The 18,129-nt window shown below is 61.2% G+C and carries 14 protein-coding genes; 5 read left to right on the forward strand and 9 right to left on the reverse strand.

Translation table 11 applies throughout. The features are described 5' to 3' along the window. Positions 1-282: 282 nt before the first annotated feature. Positions 283-1,038, forward strand: a complete 756-nt coding sequence (locus NKI49_RS31025; protein ID WP_352606350.1) for a DUF8608 domain-containing protein — start codon at positions 283-285, stop codon at positions 1,036-1,038. A gap of 1 nt (position 1,039) precedes the next feature. Further along, a complete protein-coding gene (locus NKI49_RS31030) occupies positions 1,040-2,122 on the forward strand; it encodes a DUF4062 domain-containing protein (RefSeq protein ID WP_352606352.1) in 1,083 nt (360 codons plus the stop codon). Between the two features lie 145 nt (positions 2,123-2,267). Here the strand turns inward: NKI49_RS31030 and kynU are convergent, their stop codons facing one another. Next, entirely contained in the window at positions 2,268-3,515 is a 1,248-nt protein-coding gene (gene kynU / locus NKI49_RS31035) for a kynureninase (RefSeq protein ID WP_352606354.1), read from the reverse strand. 130 nt (positions 3,516-3,645) lie between these two features. Next, on the reverse strand, positions 3,646-4,296 hold the full coding sequence (locus tag NKI49_RS31040; RefSeq protein WP_352606356.1) for a TetR/AcrR family transcriptional regulator: 651 nt from the start codon (positions 4,294-4,296) through the stop codon (positions 3,646-3,648). Positions 4,297-4,758: 462 nt separating this feature from the next. On the opposite strand from NKI49_RS31040, the gene lexA reads away from it, so the two are divergent. Continuing rightward, complete coding sequence (gene lexA / locus NKI49_RS31045; protein ID WP_352606358.1) at positions 4,759-5,496, forward strand: transcriptional repressor LexA; 738 nt, start codon at positions 4,759-4,761, stop codon at positions 5,494-5,496. On the opposite strand, the gene NKI49_RS31050 is transcribed toward lexA, so the two are convergent. Next, positions 5,490-7,955: a ComEC/Rec2 family competence protein gene (locus NKI49_RS31050; protein WP_352606360.1), complete on the reverse strand. Its 2,466-nt coding sequence runs from the start codon at positions 7,953-7,955 to the stop codon at positions 5,490-5,492. The genes lexA and NKI49_RS31050 overlap by 7 nt on opposite strands. A 101-nt stretch (positions 7,956-8,056) precedes the next feature. Here NKI49_RS31050 and gltX point away from each other — a divergent pair, with 101 nt between their 5' ends. After that, a complete protein-coding gene (gltX, locus tag NKI49_RS31055) occupies positions 8,057-9,481 on the forward strand; it encodes a glutamate--tRNA ligase (protein ID WP_352606362.1) in 1,425 nt (474 codons plus the stop codon). A 183-nt stretch (positions 9,482-9,664) separates the two neighbouring features. Further along, positions 9,665-10,993, forward strand: a complete 1,329-nt coding sequence (gltA, locus tag NKI49_RS31060; RefSeq protein ID WP_027025091.1) for a citrate synthase — start codon at positions 9,665-9,667, stop codon at positions 10,991-10,993. Between the two features lie 102 nt (positions 10,994-11,095). Here the strand turns inward: gltA and lpxB are convergent, their stop codons facing one another. From lpxB to bamA, 6 genes are all read right to left on the reverse strand, one after another. After that, entirely contained in the window at positions 11,096-12,277 is a 1,182-nt protein-coding gene (lpxB, locus tag NKI49_RS31065) for a lipid-A-disaccharide synthase (RefSeq protein ID WP_352606366.1), read from the reverse strand. Then, entirely contained in the window at positions 12,267-13,169 is a 903-nt protein-coding gene (locus NKI49_RS31070; RefSeq protein WP_352606368.1) for an LpxI family protein, read from the reverse strand. The genes lpxB and NKI49_RS31070 overlap by 11 nt, the downstream gene beginning before the upstream one ends. Beyond that, positions 13,156-13,989, reverse strand: a complete 834-nt coding sequence (gene lpxA / locus NKI49_RS31075) for an acyl-ACP--UDP-N-acetylglucosamine O-acyltransferase (protein WP_352606370.1) — start codon at positions 13,987-13,989, stop codon at positions 13,156-13,158. Before lpxA ends, NKI49_RS31070 begins: the two co-directional genes overlap by 14 nt. Before the next feature lie 13 nt (positions 13,990-14,002). Next, a complete protein-coding gene (gene fabZ / locus NKI49_RS31080; RefSeq protein WP_352606372.1) occupies positions 14,003-14,470 on the reverse strand; it encodes a 3-hydroxyacyl-ACP dehydratase FabZ in 468 nt (155 codons plus the stop codon). Continuing rightward, positions 14,463-15,518: a UDP-3-O-(3-hydroxymyristoyl)glucosamine N-acyltransferase gene (gene lpxD / locus NKI49_RS31085; RefSeq protein ID WP_352606374.1), complete on the reverse strand. Its 1,056-nt coding sequence runs from the start codon at positions 15,516-15,518 to the stop codon at positions 14,463-14,465. Before lpxD ends, fabZ begins: the two co-directional genes overlap by 8 nt. Positions 15,519-15,594: 76 nt before the next feature. Beyond that, on the reverse strand, positions 15,595-17,967 hold the full coding sequence (gene bamA / locus NKI49_RS31090) for an outer membrane protein assembly factor BamA (protein WP_352606376.1): 2,373 nt from the start codon (positions 17,965-17,967) through the stop codon (positions 15,595-15,597). Positions 17,968-18,129 lie beyond the last annotated feature (162 nt).

Consider the following 18,129-nt stretch of genomic DNA (forward strand, 5'->3'; position numbering starts at 1 on the left):
AAGGCATCGCAATGCGCAGCGAGAAAACTGATCGCAACTTCTCCGCGATGATCTACGCATGCGCTGCCGTCATCAACTCTCGATGATTCTCAACAGCCCCTAGGCCGTGAACCCATAAACACGAACGGCTGAGATGGGTGGAAAGCGGTCGCACCAGTGGTAAATAGCTAACGGCAGCTAAGCGGAAAAAGCGGACTCTTGGGTCTGTGCGCCCCGTCGCGGGCATTGAAACTTTTGTCTGATCAATCCACACTGAGCCAATACTCCACGACGAGAACAACCATGACACTAGCGGTTTCCGCTCCGAAGTATTTTTCAGACGCGCCGGATTTTGAGTACCTATGCCCCCAATGCGGCGTGGGCTTTCTTGTACCGGATCAGGACACGTTCAAATCAACAGAGCCTGCATACTCACGGAGCGCTCATTCGCATGAGGCGTGGGACCCCGACTGGATTACTTACCGCTTCATCGTCACATGTGTCTGCACGAAGAAGGATTGCGGCGAGTTGGCTTTTGTGTCGGGAGCCGGGTCTGTCGATCAAAGATATGGCGATGACGGGCGGCCTGAATATTACGATCACTTCTCTATTAAGTCATTTTTTCCATCCCCACGGTTATGTCATATCCCAGCCGACACACCCGCGAAAGTAGCGGAATGTCTGCAAAAGAGCTTTTCACTATATTGGGTCGATACCGCTGCGGCGGCAAACGCGTTGCGAGCAAGCCTTGAGGCATTGCTGGACGAACTCAAAATTCCAAGTCACAAAAAGAACGCCAAAGGCGAAACCGTTTATATCGCCCTACATACCAGGCTGGAATCATGGTCGGCATCGGACAAGGACCATGCTGAGCTTTGCTTTGCGCTTAAGGAAGTTGGAAATCTCGGATCGCATGGCGATTCGGTGAAGCCAACACATTACTTTGGTTCTTTGGAAATATACTCTCATCTTTTAAAAGAACTTTTCGATAATAACGCAAAGAAAATGAAAGATCTTGCGCAAAGCATTCGCGACGAGATCAAGGCGAAGAAACCCTGACATGCACGACAAGCGATATTCCGTCTTCATCAGCTCGACCTTTGAGGACCTCAAGGCCGAACGGCAGGCGGTTCAGGATGTGGTGATCAGCGCAGGTGATTTTCCGGTACAGATGGAGTCTTTCCCTGCCGCCGACGAGGATCAGTTTGAGTTTATTAAGGCGCTAATAGACAAGTGCGATTATTATGTGCTGATCGTCGCGGGTCGTTATGGAAACCCCGCCGAAGACGGCTTGAGCTACACCGAAAAGGAATATTGCTATGCGGTATCCAAGGGCATTCCGATTCTGGTGATGCTGCACGGGGATCGGGGCAGCATTTCGGCAAAGGACAGTGAAGGCTCGGTGGAGGGCAGAAAGCGCCTAGATGCATTCGTTGCGGCAGTTGAAACAAACCGCCTACGGAAGACTTGGATAACCCCAGATGGCCTAAAGCTCGCTGTCCGCGAGGCACTGGAACATGCCAAGGCAACGAAACCGGCTGTGGGCTGGGTACGAGGTGACGCCGTTGCCAGTATGGAAGCTCTGGAAGAGCTAAACGAAGTCCGCAAAGAAAACGTCAAGTTTCGCGATGCAATTGGCAGTTTGGAAATAGCACTTGCGCTACCTCCGATCCCGGCGGCGGACGATCCAATTACTATTGATCTTTTGCCGAATACCCGCGGGCGGGGCTCTCCGTACGGCAGTACTGCATCCGTTCACGCCACATGGATTTCCACTTTCCCTATATTCTTCAACAACCTTCAATGGAGTACGAGTGACTGGAACAACGAGTACTCCTATTACATCAAGGATGACGAATCTTGTGTTGAAATAGGGTCTGCCATCGCAGGTGTGGTGGAGTCGGTTGATACCTCAAAGGCGTTCAAAATCAGCAAATCGACGTTGGACCGCCTCATGAGCTATTATATCGAAGCCGGACTAATGAACGCGGTAGGGGCGGAACAGGCGTTCACCGAGACAGCGCGGACGGTGGCTAGGCGTCACAGTATAGCGGGCGGGAGCCCGTTTGCATTCAAAGTATTTAGAGGAAAGATCGCGGTGACCCCCGCGGCGTCGGACTTGAGCGACGAAATACCCTTCTAGCTGCCCCGCGTCGGGCTACGGCAGCTACGGGCTCGAAGCGGTCATTTCGGAAGCGTCGCGCTGGCGACCGCAATGGGGTCGTTTGGCGACGGCCGGGAAAGCGCGTAACGCTTCCCCGGGGGAATTGCGTAAAAAACAAAGTTTCTCAGGTCACCGCCGTCTTGACCGCGAAGCGCGCGTCCTGCCAGGCGCCGGTGCGCAGGATATCCTCCAGCACCTCGACAGCCTGCCAGACGTCCTTGTAGCCGATATAGAGCGGCGTGAAGCCGAAGCGGATGGTCGACGGCGCGCGGAAATCACCGATGACGCCGTGCTCGATCAAGGCCCGCATCACCTGGTACCCGTGTGGGTGGAGGAACGACACCTGGCTGCCGCGCGCATCGCCGTTGCGCGGGCTTTCGAGTTCGAGGCCGTAGGCGCCACACCTGGCTTCTACAAGCCGGATGAACAGATCGGTCAGCGCGATGCTCTTCTTGCGCACCACCGCCATATCGACCTCGTTCCACAGGTCCAGCGCGCCCTTGAGCGCCCGCATCGACAGCACCGGCTGCGTGCCGCACAGGAACCGGCGGATGCCCGTGCCGGCCTCGTAGCCCTGTTCGAAGGCGAACGGCCGGGCGTGCCCCCACCAGCCGCTGAGCGGCTGCCTGATATCACCATGGTGCCGTTTGGCCGCGTAGATGAAGGCCGGCGCGCCCGGACCGCCATTGAGGTATTTGTAGGTGCAGCCGATGGCGAAATCGGCATTCGCGCCGTCGAGTTCGACCGGCAGTGCGCCTGCCGTGTGGCAGAGATCCCATACGATCAGTGCGCCGACCTGATGCGCCTTGCACGTCAGGGCGGCCATGTCGCGCAACTGGCCGGACTTGTAGTTGACGTGATTGACCAGGATGACGGCGACATGCTCGTCGATCAGGTCTTCGATATCAGGCGCATCGACGCCCTCGAGCCGCAGCACCGTGCCCGGCCGTGTCGAGGCCACGCCTTCCGCCATGTAGAGATCGGTCGGAAAGCTGTCGCCCTCGGCGACGATCACCGACCGGTGCGGCCGCATGCCGAGTGCGGCATGCAGCACCTTGTAGATGTTGATCGAGGTGGTATCGCAGACCACCGTCTGGCCGGCCGCGGCGCCAATCAGCCGCCCGAGCTGATCGCCGAGTTCGACCGGCATGTCGAACCAGCCGGCGGTGTTCCAGGCACGGATGAGATCCTGCGCCCATTCCTGTGTCGCGGCCTTGTTCAGTTCCTCGAAGACGGCGGGAGAAGCAGCACCCAACGAATTGCCGTCGAGGTAGATCACCCCTTCCGGCAAGACGAAGCGATCGCGCATGGCACGCAGCGGATCCGCGGCGTCCATCGCCTCGATCGCTGCCAGATCGGGAATTCTGCTCATGGTCACGATGTTCCCCGTTGAAAAGAGTGCGCCCGCGGCCGGGGCAAGGCTGGTTGAAATCAGACGTCAGGTCGCAACCAAGCTCCCGGCAGGAGCGACAGAAGGGCGGACAGGTAGGGAACCGCGATCATTATCGTGTACTCCTGTCGGCGGCTGTCGACGACCGGCCGTCCCTGTCGGGCGCATAGAGGCGCAAGAACAGGGTGAGCGCCCTGTTCGATCTTTGCTCGACTTCCGGCGGAGGCAGTTCCTCCAGGACCCCGACGATCCGGCGAACCTGAAGATCGCCGATCAAAAGACGGACGTAGATGTCGGCGGCTTCGGCAGGATCGTCACAGGCGATCAGGCCGTCCCGACTTGCGGTTCGAAGCAGGTCGCCAACAAGCGGCATTATGGTGTTGCGGCCGAATTGCGCGATCGATTGGCCAAGCGTGCCTGTATCGTTGACGTCGCCCGCCGCGGCGCGATTGAGCGCCACCGCCTTGTCGCCCGTCACCAGGGTCAGCAAGACCGGCCCTAGCAAGCCCAGGGTTTCGAGGGGATCGCGAGCCTGGTGAAGGGCGTCCTCCAGCAGCTTCCTTGCCTCTCCCGCATTGGCTTCGATCAGGGATCGAAACAGCACCTGCTTGTTGCCGTACCAGTTGTAGAGGGTTTCGTTCGACGCCGATGCCCGCTTGGCGATGGCAAGCAGGGACGCGCTTTTGTAGCCGGTTTCCCGGAGCACCGCGTAGGCGGCATGCTCTATCCGTGCGCGGCGCGCTGCCTGCTTCGGCGTGATCATTCATGTTCCTCCTCACAAACCGTATACTCTTATACGGTTTCGTCAAGCGAGCGGTAAGCAACGAGCAAAAAAGCGGCCCTTCGCGTCCTACGGTGCCTGGCCGCTTTCTGGCACGCAGTTGGCATTTTGGCTTCGTTTCGTTCACGAGCGACGGAGGTTTTTCGACCCGCCGAAACGCACCCGGCATCTGTCGGCAACACAGCTTGCGGGATTATGCCAAAAGTGGAGATCGATCGGCCCACAGGCCATTAACCGAAACAATTTCAATGGGCCCGAGCGCGCGTTGACGGCGGACCGCGCCTTTGGGATGCCGGTTGCGGGAGGCCACTTCGTTTCCGCAGCCTTAACAAATTCATTAAACTTTAAACAGTTGCGGAACACAACTGGAACAGATAGTGTTTGTTCTGGGTTTGTTTTTCTGATTCTGATTCAAACCCGTTGTTCAATGTCTTGGGGGCCGCCATGCTGACACGCAAGCAACATGAACTGCTGATGTTCATCCATGAACGACTCAAGGAAAGCGGCATTCCGCCCTCCTTCGACGAGATGAAGGAAGCGCTCGATCTCGCTTCCAAGTCCGGTATCCATCGGCTGATCACGGCGCTGGAGGAGCGCGGCTTTATTCGCCGGCTGCCCAACCGGGCGCGGGCGCTGGAAGTGCTGCGGCTGCCGGATTCGATCGCGCCGGGCCTCAATGCGGCAAAAAAATTCTCGCCAAGCGTCATCCAGGGCAGTCTTGGGCAAGGCAGCCTCGGCCGCCAGATCAAACCGGCGCAATCGCGGATGTCATCGGCTGGCAATGACGACGATGCGGTTTCCGCGGTGTCGATCCCGGTGATGGGCCGTATCGCCGCCGGTGTGCCGATCGATGCCATACAGCATCAGACGCATTCGATCTCGGTGCCGCCTGACATGATCATGGGTGGCGAACACTATGCGCTCGAGGTCAAGGGCGACTCGATGATCGAGGCCGGCATCTTCGACGGCGATACCGTCATCATCCGCAACGCCGACACGGCCAGCCCTGGCGAAATCATCGTAGCGCTGGTGGATGAAGAAGAAGCGACGCTGAAACGGTTCCGCCGCAAGGGAGCTTCGATTGCTCTCGAGGCAGCCAATCCCGCCTATGAAACGCGCATTTTCGGGCCAGACAGGGTCAAGGTGCAAGGCAAACTGGTCGGGCTGATCAGACGCTATTGAGGCGGCTGCGGTTTTACCGCTGGCTTGTCGGGTTTGTTGTAGGGCGGCAGCCCCCTCGCCTCGCGTGAAAATTTGCGTTGCGTGTGCCAAGGCCGGTATGGGCTGTCCACGGCGAAGCTGATTGTCGCTGGTGCGATCGCCGATTGGCGGTCGAAGAAGACGGCCGCACTGCCTTTGCGGGCGAGTTGCCGCTTGGTGACGACAAGCACCAGCGGGTTGTGACAGGGGTCATATGCCGTTGCATCATTGATGACGATCAGGTCGGCGAAACCGCAGGCTTTCCACGCATCCTTGCGGTCTTCGACATGCGCTATGATTGCACCCGATGAGTGCCTGGCGAGACAGACGCCTGATATGCAATAGAAAGGTGATCCCGGCGGCAGCCCGATGGAATCGGCGATGTCGAATTCGCCGTCTCCTTCGGTGAAGATTTCCGGCACGACGATGGTTTCGGATGTCAGGGCGCGTTTCCAGTTGTCGACGGTGAATTCGTTCGGGCGTGCCCGACTGACCGCAAGTTCGCCGCCGCCGATCGGCAGTGCGACCAGCCGCGCATCCTCCGAGATCAGCACATCCGGCGTGCGCGTATCGCCGACGATCAACAGACCGGCGAGCGCGAATGGAAGTGCTCCAAGCCGCAGCCATGTCGTTGCCATTGTCGCGATGACGAGGGCAATGGTCACCAACAGCACCGACTGCTGCGAAATCAGCCCGACGGCATCGACCGGCGAACGCTCGGAAATCCAGCTTGATATGGCGATCATGACAGTCAACCCCTTGCCCATCAGGTAAAGGGACGGCCCATCCAGCCCGAACGGCATCAACAGTGCACTGGCAACGGCCAGGAACATCACGAGCGTCACGATCGGCATGATGGCCAGATTGGCGAACAGGCTGAGCGGCGACACGCGCTGAAAATGCCAGATGGCGAAAAGTGCCGTGGCGCCGCCGGCGATGATCGACGTCATGGCAAGTCCGCCGGTCGCCAGCAGGAGTTTTCGCGTCAGGAAACCCGGCAGGGATCGCTTCGGCGGTGGCGGTCTGGTCTTTCCCGCACGGTGATCCGCCCAGCCGGCATAGGCGCCGACCAGCGCGGCGGTCGCGGCGAAAGACATCTGGAAACTCGGGCCGACCACTTCATGCGGCGACACCACGATGACGGCGATCGCCGAGATCGCCAGGTTGCGCATGGTCAGCGCCGCCCGATCGAACAGCACCGCGATCAGCATCACCGCCAGCATGATGAAGCTGCGCTCGGCGGCAACGACGACGCCCGAGATGACAAGATAGGCGGCAATCGAGCAAAGTGCCGCCACGGCGGCGTATTTCTTGACCGGCCGACGCGCTGAAAAATCCGGGAACAGGGCAAAGACGCCGCGCAGCAGGCCCATGATGGTGCCTGCGACCAGCGCCATGTGCAGTCCGGAAATGGAGATGATGTGATAGATGCCAGTACGGCGCATCGCTTCGTTGATTTCGTCAGGAATGCCGGCGCGCACGCCGACGATCAGCGCCGCGGCGATCTCGCCTTCGGCACCGCCGACAATGTCCCTGATGTGATCGGCGATGCCTTCGCGGGCGGTTTCCACCGCCGAGGAAAGGCGGGCCGACAGCGGCATGCCATCGTCACCTGTGGCGACGATTTTTGGATTGCCGAGAAAGAACCCGCTGCCGCCGATGCCCGCGAAATAGCTGTCGAAGGAGAAGTCGTAGCTGTCCGGCCGCACCGGGCCTGTCGGCGGAAGCAGCTTGGCATAGCCGGTGACCAGGGAACCGGCGGTCAGTTCGGCCGGTATCTTGCGTGCCGACAGCCGGACGCGCTCCGGCGCATAGCGCAGTATCGGCCGGGCGGTCGACATCACGTCGATGGTCAATCGGATGCGGCCAGTCTCCATCCGGTCGACCGAAACGACACGGCCTGTCACTTGCGTCGAGATTTCGGAGCCCAGCATCCGGGTCGCGGTCCGCCACGTCTCGACCTTCGCGGCAAGCAAGCCAGCCGCGCACAGGAACGCCGCCATGAGGCACAGGTGAGTTTTGGGCCAGGAACGCGAGACCAGAGCTAGGAGCCCCGTCAGCATGACCAGCGCCACAAGTTTCGCAAGGTCAGGCTCCGCCGCGAGCGAAAAATAGCCGATCGCTCCGCTCGCCAGACAGACCGGCACCAATAGGAAACCTATGCCGCGGTCGAGTTCCAGAGCCGCCGCCGTTGCAATGCCGCGGCGCAGGCGCGGCAGTGAAACCCGGCCGATCCGCCGGCGCACGCGCACAATCCTTCCGGCGTCCGTGGGCGGAATTGGCGCTGGGATATCCACCGGCAACGGTTGCCTGCCGGGAGCCTGCACGAGCGGCGATAACGACGGCAGCGGAACAGGCTGGGGCGTTGCAAACAGGGACCGTTCGCTGACGCCGGCAACAGCATCCTCGCCCTGATCCGAGCTCCAGCCTCGTCCAGCCATCGGGTCTGCCCCTTGCGCCCTCGACACCCTATGCTACATGAACGCGCAACGCGCGAAAGCCCGCGCACCGCACCCCGCTTCAGATGGTTTCCGAGAGCTCCATGTCCGACAAGGTCGTCACCCGTTTTGCCCCTTCGCCCACCGGCTACCTCCACATTGGAGGCGCGCGCACGGCGCTGTTCAACTGGCTGTACGCGAAGCACACCGGCGGCACGATGCTGCTGCGCATCGAGGACACCGACAGGGAGCGTTCGACCGAGGCTGCGACCACGGCCATTCTCGACGGGCTTTCCTGGCTTGGCCTTAGCTGGGACGGCGAGCCTGTGTCACAGTTCGAGCGCGCGCCGCGCCATCGCGAAGTGGCCGAGGAGCTGGTGCGCATGGGCAAGGCCTATTATTGCTATGCGACGCCCGCCGAGCTGGAGGCGATGCGCGAGGCAGCGCGGGCCAAGGGCCTGCCGCCGCGCTATGATGGCCGCTGGCGCGACCGCGATCCGTCGGAAGCGCCTGCCGGCGCCAAGGGCGCAATTCGCATTAAGGCGCCCACGGAAGGCGAGACGGTGGTGCACGACCGCGTCCAGGGCGAGGTACGCTTTCCCAACAAGGATCTCGACGACTTCATCATCCTGCGCTCGGACGGCAACCCGACCTACATGCATGCCGTCGTCGTCGACGACCACGACATGGGCGTCACGCATATCATCCGGGGCGACGACCACCTGACCAATGCCGCTCGCCAGACGGTCATCTACGACGCCATGGGCTGGGACGTGCCTTCGATGTCGCATATTCCGCTGATCCATGGTGCCGACGGCGCCAAGTTGTCGAAGCGGCACGGCGCGCTCGGCGTCGAGGCCTATCGCGCCATGGGCTATCTGCCGGAGGCGTTGCTCAACTATCTGGCGCGCCTTGGCTGGAGCCATGGCGACGACGAGATCATGTCGATCAAGGACATGATCTCCTGGTTCGATATCGGCGACGTCAACAAGGGCGCGGCCCGCTTTGACTTCGCCAAGCTGGAGGCGTTGAACGGCGTCCATATGCGCCGCATGGATGATGCCGAGCTGTTCGACATCTTCATCGCCACCCTGCCCTATCTCGAAGGCGGCCCGGCGATGGCCGCGCGCCTCGACGACCGCAACAAGGCGCAGCTGCTGGCCGCAATGCCGGGCCTGAAGGAGCGCGCCAAGACGCTGGTCGAGCTCGTCGACGGCGCAGCCTTCCTGTTTGCGGCGCGGCCGCTGCCGGTCGACGACAAGGCGGCGCTTTTGCTCAACGCCGATGCCCGCAAGATCCTGCGCGGCGCTCACGAAGCTTTGAACGCGCTGTCAGGCGACTGGACCGCCGCCGCGGCGGAGGCCGCCATCCGCGACTACGCAGTGGCCGGCGGCTACAAACTGGGCGCCGTGGCCCAGCCTTTGCGCGCCGCCCTGACCGGCAAGAGCACTTCGCCGGGCGTGTTCGACGTGCTTGCCGTCCTCGGGCGCGAGGAAAGCCTCGCGCGCATAGAAGATCAAATCGATTAGGAGCAAACTGGACCAAGAAGATTGGCATTGAAAGGCGGGTTTCGCAGTGCAACATTAGGCCTTGGCCCAATCTGGCACGCACCTCCTGAAATGCGGTGGCGAATAAGCGGCATTGCGGTGATTTCGACGTGTCGCTTGCACAATTTGCCTTTGCCGGCATGAGGAAACAAAAAGGAGTTTGCAATGACCGAAGCTGCGACAAAACTGGAATTTGGCGGCAAAACCCAAGAGGCCACGGCAAAGCTGGAATTCGGCGGCAAGACTCATGAATTCAAGGTGCGAAGCGGCTCTGTCGGGCCCGATGTCATCGACATCGCCACGCTCTACACCACCACTGGCGCCTTCACATACGATCCCGGCTTCACCTCGACCGCGAGCTGCGAGTCCGAGATCACCTTCATCGACGGCGACGCCGGCATTCTCCTGCACCGCGGCTATCCGATCGACCAGTTGGCCGAACACGGCGACTTCCTCGAGGTCTGCTATCTGCTGCTCTACGGCGAATTGCCGACCAAGGCGCAGAAGGATGATTTCGATTACCGCGTGACACGCCACACCATGGTGCACGAACAGATGTCGCGCTTTTTCACCGGCTTCCGCCGCGACGCGCACCCGATGGCGGTGATGTGTGGCGTGGTGGGCGCGCTGTCGGCCTTCTATCACGACTCCACTGATATTTCCGATCCGTACCAACGCATGGTGGCTTCCATGCGACTGATCGCCAAGATGCCGACCATCGCGGCCATGGCTTACAAATACCACATCGGCCAGCCCTTCATTTACCCGAAGAACGAGCTGAACTTCGCGGCAAACTTCCTGCATATGTGCTTCGCCGTGCCGTGCGAGGAATACAAGATCAACCCGGTGCTGGCGCGCGCCATGGAGCGCATCTTCATCCTGCATGCCGACCACGAGCAGAACGCCTCGACCTCGACCGTTCGCCTCGCCGGTTCGTCGGGCGCCAACCCGTTCGCCTGCATCGCCGCCGGCATCGCTTGCCTGTGGGGCCCGGCCCACGGCGGCGCCAATGAAGCGGCGCTCAACATGCTGGGCGAGATCGGCCATGTCGATCATATCCCGGAGTTCATCGCCCGCGCCAAGGACAAGAACGATCCGTTCCGGCTCATGGGCTTCGGCCACCGCGTCTACAAGAATTACGATCCGCGCGCCAAGATCATGCAGAAGACGGCGCACGAAGTGCTGGGCGAGCTCGGCATAAAGGACGATCCGCTGCTCGACATCGCCATGGAACTGGAAAAGATCGCGCTGACCGATCCCTATTTCATTGAAAAGAAACTCTATCCGAACGTCGACTTCTATTCCGGCATCACGCTGAAGGCGCTGGGTTTCCCCACCACCATGTTCACCGTGCTGTTCGCGGTCGCCCGCACCGTCGGCTGGATCGCGCAGTGGAAGGAAATGATCGAGGATCCGCGCCAGAAGATCGGCCGCCCGCGCCAGCTCTACACCGGAGCGCCGGAGCGCGACTACGTGCCGATCGCCAAGCGGTGAATGGGACGCGTAAATAGCGAGTAGGAAATAGCGAATAGGGAGTTGCGAGGGAGCCGATCGACGACGCATCCTTCCTACTCGCTACTCGCTACTCGCTACTCGCTACTCGCTACTCGCCCTCTTGACGTACCGCATCAACACCTGCGCCGCGATCTCGCCGGACGGCTTGTCCGTCGCCATGCGACGCCTGATCTCGGCAAATCCGCTTTTCTGCCAGGCGCGCATGCCGCTGTCGGCCCACAATGCTTCCAGCTGGCGGGCCAGATTGTTCGGCTTGACATACTCGTTGTAGAATTCAGGAACCAGCGCACGGTCCGCGATCAAATTGGGCAGCAGGGCGGACCAGACGGACAGCAGATAAGGCGCCACGACGCGGGCGACGGGATCGAGCCTGTAGCAGGAAACCATCGGCACGCCAGCCAGCGCCAGTTCCAGCGATACCGTCCCGGATGCGATCAGCGCGGCATCGGCCTTGCCGAACGCCTGCCATTTGCGCTGGGGATCGACGATGATCTCGGGCTGCTCATCCCAACGGTTGACCGAGGATTTGATGAGATCGGCGACATGCGGCACCGTCGGCAAAAGCAGCCGCAGGCGATGGCCCCGTGCGCGCAGCATCGATACCGTCTCGCCGAATGGCTCGAGCAGCCGCCGCACTTCGCCGCGCCGCGAGCCGGGCAGGACGAGCAATGTCTTTACGCGGTCCGCGGTGAGATCGCGCGGAAGATCCTGCGCCTTCGCCGCCACCAGAACGCCCGCATCATGGGCAAGCCGGTGCCCGACATAGGTACCGGGCGGGCCGCCCAGCCGTTCGAGTTCCTTCACCTCGAACGGCAGAATGCAGAGAATATGGTCGACATAGGGTTTCATCGCCACCGCCCTGCCCGGCCGCCACGCCCAGACGCTCGGGCAGACATAGTGGATGATTGGGATGGACGGATTGGCCGCACGCACCTTCCTGGCGACGCGCAGCGAAAAATCCGGGCTGTCGATGGTAACGAGGCAGTCGGGCTTCTCGTCCGCGATGCTTTTGGCCAACTGACCGATCCGCCGTATCAGGCGCGGCAGGTCGCGCAGGATGGCGCTGAAGCCCATCAGCGCGATCTCTCCGGCATCGAATGGCGAAACCAGCCCCAGCGCCTGCAGGTGGCGGCCGCCGAGGCCGACAAGCTGCACCTTGCGGCCAGTTGCCTGCTCAAGCGAAAGCACGATGTCGGCGCCGAGCACATCCCCGGATTCTTCGCCTGCGACGATGGCGATCTTGAGCGGCTTGTCAGCGGCCATCAGCCGGCTCCGTGATGGGCAGTCCGACGATAAAGATGCCGAGCGCGTTGGCGCGATCAAGCGTCGCCGGGCCCTCGAGGATAAGCGAGCGGCCCGCTTCCACGGCAATGCCGGCAAGCCCGGCGGCATGTGCGGCTTCCACGGTCTGTGGTCCGATCGAGGGGAGATCGGCGCGTAATTCCTGACCTGGCTTCGCGCATTTGACGAGAACGCCACGCGTCTTTCCGGCAAGCCTGCCATGGCCGCGCAGATCCCGTGTTCTTTCAAGCAAGCTCGCCGTGCCTTCGATGCCTTCGAGCGCGATGGCGCGCCCGCCGATCGCAATCGCTGCCTGGCCAATGTCCAGCGCGCCGATCGCCTTGGCGGCCTGCCTGGCGGCCTCGATATCGCGCCAATCCGATTGCCTCGGCGCAACTGACGTCAACGTGCCCTCGCCGGCGGCCAGTTCGGGAACGACCTCATGCGCGCCGACCACTTTTATGCCGCGCTTCTCCAGACCGCGCGTCAGGACCTTCAGCAGTCCGTCATCGCCACGCGCCAGCGCCATGATTACCGACGGCACGATCGCCAGCAGGCCAAGACTTGGGCGGATGTGGGCCAACCGCGGCCTGCGCTTGATCTCGCCCGCAAGGACCAGATGGGTGACGCCGTGGCGTTTCAGCGTCGCCACCAGCGAGCCGATCTGCTCCAGTTCCAGACTGTCGTGCTCGTATCCGCGCAGGTCCTGCTGGCGGTCGGCCTCACCTTCCATCAAAAGAATGAAGGGGCGATACCCGTGCAGGGCCAATCCCCGTGCGACCTCGACCGGAAGACTGCCGCCGCCGGCGATGATGCCGACCTTGGCATCAGGCGGGAGATCGAGACCAGTCGCGGTGGCCTCAGCCTTCGTCATCGGCGTCGTCGCCATCGCCGCCCTTGAGCGATGGCACAGCATAGTGGCGCTTGCCCCGACTGGTGATGAAATCGATGATCTTCATGGCGGTCGGAGACGAGGCGAACTCGGCCTTGGCCAGTTCGATGTTCTCACCGACGGTGCGGGAGCGATCGAAGATCGCCTTGTAAGCCTTGCGCAGCAAATGGATTTCGGATTTCGGCAGGCCAGACCGCTTCAGCCCGATGATGTTGAGGCCGCGCAGGCTGGCGCGGTTGCCAACGGCAATGGCATAGGGGATGACGTCGCCCACGATCGCCGAGCAACCGCCCAGGAATGCATTGTCGCCGATGCGCACGAACTGATGGACGGCGGTCAGCCCGCCAATATAGACATTGTTGCCGACCTCGCAGTGGCCGCCCAGCGTTGCCCCATTGGCAAAGGTTGCGTTGTCGCCGACGACGCAATCATGCGCGATATGGGCGTAGGCAAGGAAATTGCCGTTGTCGCCGACCTTCGTCTCGCCACGGCTGGAATCCGTGCCGAGATGCATGGTGACACCTTCGCGGATCGTGCAGTTGGCGCCGATGACCAGCGTGGTGCGGCCGCCCTTGTGCTTGGTGTTCTGCGGCGGTGCTCCCAGCGTCGTCATCGGATAGACCTTTGTCGACGCCCCGATGGTGGTCGCGCCGATCACCGAGACATGGCTGACCAGTTCGACGCCATCGCCGATCACGACATCTGCGCCGATATGGCAGAACGGTCCTACACGAACACCTTGGCCGATTTGAGCGCCTTCTTCCACGACGGAGGAAGGATGGATGGAAGTCTGGATTTTCATAAGCACTCGATCGTCAGTCGCCGGTGACCATCATGGCTGAAATCTCGGCCTCGGCCGCCTTGGTGCCGTCGACCAAGGCTTCGCAGGCGAATTTCAGCAGGTTGCCGCGCTTTTTGATTTTCTTGACGTGGATCTTCAGCTGGTCGCCAGGAACGACCGGTTTTCGAAATTTGGCGTTGTCGATGGTCAGGAAGTAGACCAGCGACGGCTTCTCGGTGCCCAGGCTGCGGATGCAAATCGCGCCGGCCGTCTGCGCCATCGCCTCGACGATCAGCACGCCCGGCATGACCGGCTGCTCGGGAAAATGACCCTGAAAATGCGGCTCGTTTATGGTCACGTTCTTGATGCCGATGGCGGACTCGTCGCCATCGATGTCGACGATGCGGTCGATCATCAGGAATGGATAGCGGTGCGGCAGGAGCTTCATCAGCCCCATTATGTCGACCGCTTCCAGCGTTGTCGCCGCCACCATATCAGCCATTTCCCTTGCCCTGCTTGCGTGCCCTGGCCATCGTTCGCAACATGGCTATCTCCCGCATGGCTTCCGCCATCGGCTGCGCCGGATATCCGCCCCAGATCTCGCCCGCAGGGACATTGCTCATAAAACCACTTCTGGCGGCAAGCTTGGCCCCGGACCCGATGGTCAGGTGATCCGCAAGCCCGACGCCGCCGCCCATGGTGACGTTGTCGCCCACGACCACGGAACCGGAAATACCCGAAAGCCCGGCAATAATGCAATTGCGGCCAATGCGGACGTTGTGGGCGATCTGCACGAGATTGTCGATTTTGGTGCCCTGGCCGATGATCGTATCGGACATGGCGCCACGATCGACCGTCGTGTTCGAGCCGATCTCGACATCATCCTGAATGACGACACGTCCGATCTGGGGAACGCGTTCAGGTCCCTTGGCGCCGCCGACGAAACCAAAACCATCCTGGCCTATCCTGGCGCCGCCATGGATGATCACGCGGTTACCGATCAAGGCATACTGGATGCTGGCGCCGGGCCCGACATAGCCGTCGCGGCCGATCTGGCAGGATTGTCCGATGACGGCGTTGGGCGCGATGACGGTACCGCTGCCGACGGAGGCACCCGGGCCAATGACCACACCAGCCTCGATGACCGCGCCTGCCTCGACATAGGCTGTCGGATCGATATGGGCGTGCGGCGAAACACCGGTTTCACCGGTCATCGGTCCCGGCGTGGCGGCTGTCGGAAACAGCAGGCGCCCGACCAGCGCGAAAGCCTGCTGCGGACGCGGGTGGGTCAGAACGGCAACGCCGGCTGGCGCCTTGCCGGCGAATTCAACCGGGCACAGCACCGCGGCAGCCCGCAGCGACGGCATCAGCAAGGAATTGCGTTTGCCGTCAACGAAGACGAGGGCATTCTCGCCACCCTCGCTGGCCGGCGCCAGCGCGCCGATCGAAATATCGGAGTGGCCGGAATCGACAAGCACCGAGCCGGTCAGAGTCGCGACTTCGCCCGCCGTGTACCGGCGTGATGGCGCGAAGAACACCGGATCGGTCATTCCAGAAGCTATATCCAGCTAGATCGGAACATTTCTCCCGGACCTTTGAAGACCCGGGAGCATCGTTGCCCGCCGATCAGAAGCGGGTCGATATGCCGAAGTTAAATTCCTGCACGTCGTCGGTCGCTTCCTTCTTGACCGGGACCGCATAGTCGATACGGATCGGGCCGAACGGCGAGGCCCACATCAAGCCGATACCGACCGAGGCGCGCAATTTCATGTCAGTGGAATTTGGATCGACCAACCCACTGGCAACCTTGCTGCCATAAAGCGTTGCAGCATCGGCAAACACAGCGCCGCGCAGGCCGAAGCTTTCTGGGACAACCGGCAGCGGGAATTGGGCTTCCGCCGACGCATTGAAATAGGTCGTGCCGCCGAGATGGTCGCCCGCACCGTCGTTGTCGACCGGCCCGATACCGCCATAAGCGAAGCCGCGGATCATCCGATCGGTGCTCTGGAAGTGGTCGAACACCCGAAGATCGCCTTCTCCGTAGCCCATCACATGACCAGCGCCGCCTGAAATGAGTCCGACCAGATCGAGCTGCTCCGACAGAGTCTGATAGATACTGCCGCGCGCGGTGACCTTCACGAACTTGGCGTCACCACCGAGACCGGCAGCTTCCACCGTCGTGTTGGCATAGATACCCTCATGCGGGTTCTTCATGTCGTCGATTGTGTTGTAGACCAGCCCCAAGCTGACCGACGACTTGATCCATGGGCTCTGATCTATGCCATCCAAGATGGCGTTGGAAACATTGCAACCACCATCGGGAATTCCGTCGTCATTGGTATCGCAATCATCATCCAGCTTATATTTCTCTTGCGAAATGTTGTAGGCCAGCTGGGTCGTGATGCTGTTGGTAATCGGCAGGCCGAAGCGCACCGTCGCACCAATGGTATCGCTGTCGTAGTTGTCGTATTCACGCGTCGCCTTGAAAATGTCGAAACCGGCGGCGATGCGCCGCCCTAGGAAATAAGGCTCCGTAAACGAAATGCTGTAGTCGCGTGATTTCTTGCCGCCGCCTGCCGACAGCTTGATGAACTGGCCGCGGCCGAGGAAGTTGCGTTCGGTGATCGATCCTTCGACGGACGGACCGGCCGTATCGCCACCGGTCGAATAACCGGCGCCGACCGAGAACTCACCGGTCGACTTCTCGACCACGTCGACCACCAGCACGACCTGGTCCGGCTGCGAGCCGGGCACTGTCGAGACTTCGACTTTATCAAAGTAATTGAGGTCTTCCAGGCGTTTCTTCGCGCGCTGTATGAGCACCTGGTTGAACGCGTCGCCTTCGCTGACATCGAACTCACGGCGAATGACGTAGTCGCGCGTGCGGTCGTTGCCGCGGATTTCGATGCGCTCGACATAGGCCTTGGTGCCCTGGTCGATGGTATAGACCACCGAAATCGTGTGGTTCTCGAAATTGCGATCGCCGCGTGGCGTCACCTGTGCGAAGGCATAGCCTGAACCGGCCACCTTCTCGGTGAGTGCGATGATGCTGTCTTCGACATTCTTGGCGTTGTAGACGTCGCCCTTGTGGGTCTCGATCACAGATTCCAGCGACTTGCCGTCGACTTCCGGGATCGTGCTTTCGACGCTGATGTCGCCAAACGTGTAACGCTCGCCTTCCTGGACGGTGATGGTGACCGTGTACTTGTTCGTCGCATTGTCGAGTTCGCCGACAGCCGAGACGACCTGGAAATCGGCGTAGCCGTGATTGTAGTAGAAGCGGCGCAGCAGTTCCTGATCCGCGCGCAGCTTGTCGTCGTCATAGACGTCGTCACGCAGGATGAACGAAACCCAGGACGACCGCTTGGTCGTGATCACATCGGACAGGCGGCGGCTCGAATAGGCGCTGTTGCCGACAAAATTGATCGCCGCGATCTGCGTGCGATCGCCTTCATTGACCTGGAACACCACGTTCACGCGGTTGTCGCCGAGTTCCATGATCTGGGTGGTCACGCCGGCATCGTCCCGGCCAATGCGCCTGTAAGCGGCCTTGACCGCCTCGACGTCGGCATCGAGCGTCGCCTGCGAGAACGTGCCACGCGGCTTCAATTGCACCGCGGCCGCAAGCGCATTGTCCTTGAGCTTCTTGTTGCCCTGGAACAACACCTGGTTGACGACCTTGTATTCGGCAACCTTGACCACCAGCGTCGAGCCGACCTGGTTGATCTGCACATCCGAAAACAGGCCGGTGCCGAACAGCGCTTTGACCGCGCTGTCGACGTCGGAACTGGAGAAAGCCTTGCCCGGCTTGATGGTGATGTAGTTGCGGATGGTATCGGCGTCGACACGCTGGTTGCCGCTCACTTCCACCCTGCTGACGACAGCGGCCTCGGCCGCCGATGTGGCAACGAACTGCACTGCGAGCGCGCCTGGTACGACCAGAGCGGCGGACATAGCCACCGCAGAAGCGGCGCTCAGAAACTTGGATGCTGCCTTCATCGGGCTTAATAACCTTTTCTCGTAGTCCCCACGGCGAGAAAACCGGACGTGCGGTAATTTCCCGTACCGTATTAACCGGATTTTCCCTACACGCAAGGCTTCTGGTTAATTTGTATTTACTTAACCCTGGTGCGTGGCTTTCGCGTCACTCATATCCCCGTG

The sequence above is a fragment of the Mesorhizobium sp. M0587 genome, assembly GCF_040320945.1.
GTDB lineage: Bacteria > Pseudomonadota > Alphaproteobacteria > Rhizobiales > Rhizobiaceae > Mesorhizobium.

Excerpts from the sequence above, each read along its gene's own strand:
- NKI49_RS31025 (WP_352606350.1), top strand. The coding sequence starts at position 283 with ATGACACTAGCGGTTTCCGCTCCGAAGTATTTTTCAGACGCGCCGGAT.
- NKI49_RS31030 (WP_352606352.1), top strand. The coding sequence starts at position 1,040 with ATGCACGACAAGCGATATTCCGTCTTCATCAGCTCGACCTTTGAGGAC.
- kynU (WP_352606354.1), bottom strand. The coding sequence starts at position 3,515 with ATGAGCAGAATTCCCGATCTGGCAGCGATCGAGGCGATGGACGCCGCG.
- NKI49_RS31040 (WP_352606356.1), bottom strand. The coding sequence starts at position 4,296 with ATGATCACGCCGAAGCAGGCAGCGCGCCGCGCACGGATAGAGCATGCC.
- lexA (WP_352606358.1), top strand. The coding sequence starts at position 4,759 with ATGCTGACACGCAAGCAACATGAACTGCTGATGTTCATCCATGAACGA.
- NKI49_RS31050 (WP_352606360.1), bottom strand. The coding sequence starts at position 7,955 with ATGGCTGGACGAGGCTGGAGCTCGGATCAGGGCGAGGATGCTGTTGCC.
- gltX (WP_352606362.1), top strand. The coding sequence starts at position 8,057 with ATGTCCGACAAGGTCGTCACCCGTTTTGCCCCTTCGCCCACCGGCTAC.
- gltA (WP_027025091.1), top strand. The coding sequence starts at position 9,665 with ATGACCGAAGCTGCGACAAAACTGGAATTTGGCGGCAAAACCCAAGAG.
- lpxB (WP_352606366.1), bottom strand. The coding sequence starts at position 12,277 with ATGGCCGCTGACAAGCCGCTCAAGATCGCCATCGTCGCAGGCGAAGAA.
- NKI49_RS31070 (WP_352606368.1), bottom strand. The coding sequence starts at position 13,169 with ATGACGAAGGCTGAGGCCACCGCGACTGGTCTCGATCTCCCGCCTGAT.
- lpxA (WP_352606370.1), bottom strand. The coding sequence starts at position 13,989 with ATGAAAATCCAGACTTCCATCCATCCTTCCTCCGTCGTGGAAGAAGGC.
- fabZ (WP_352606372.1), bottom strand. The coding sequence starts at position 14,470 with ATGGCTGATATGGTGGCGGCGACAACGCTGGAAGCGGTCGACATAATG.
- lpxD (WP_352606374.1), bottom strand. The coding sequence starts at position 15,518 with ATGACCGATCCGGTGTTCTTCGCGCCATCACGCCGGTACACGGCGGGC.
- bamA (WP_352606376.1), bottom strand. The coding sequence starts at position 17,967 with ATGAAGGCAGCATCCAAGTTTCTGAGCGCCGCTTCTGCGGTGGCTATG.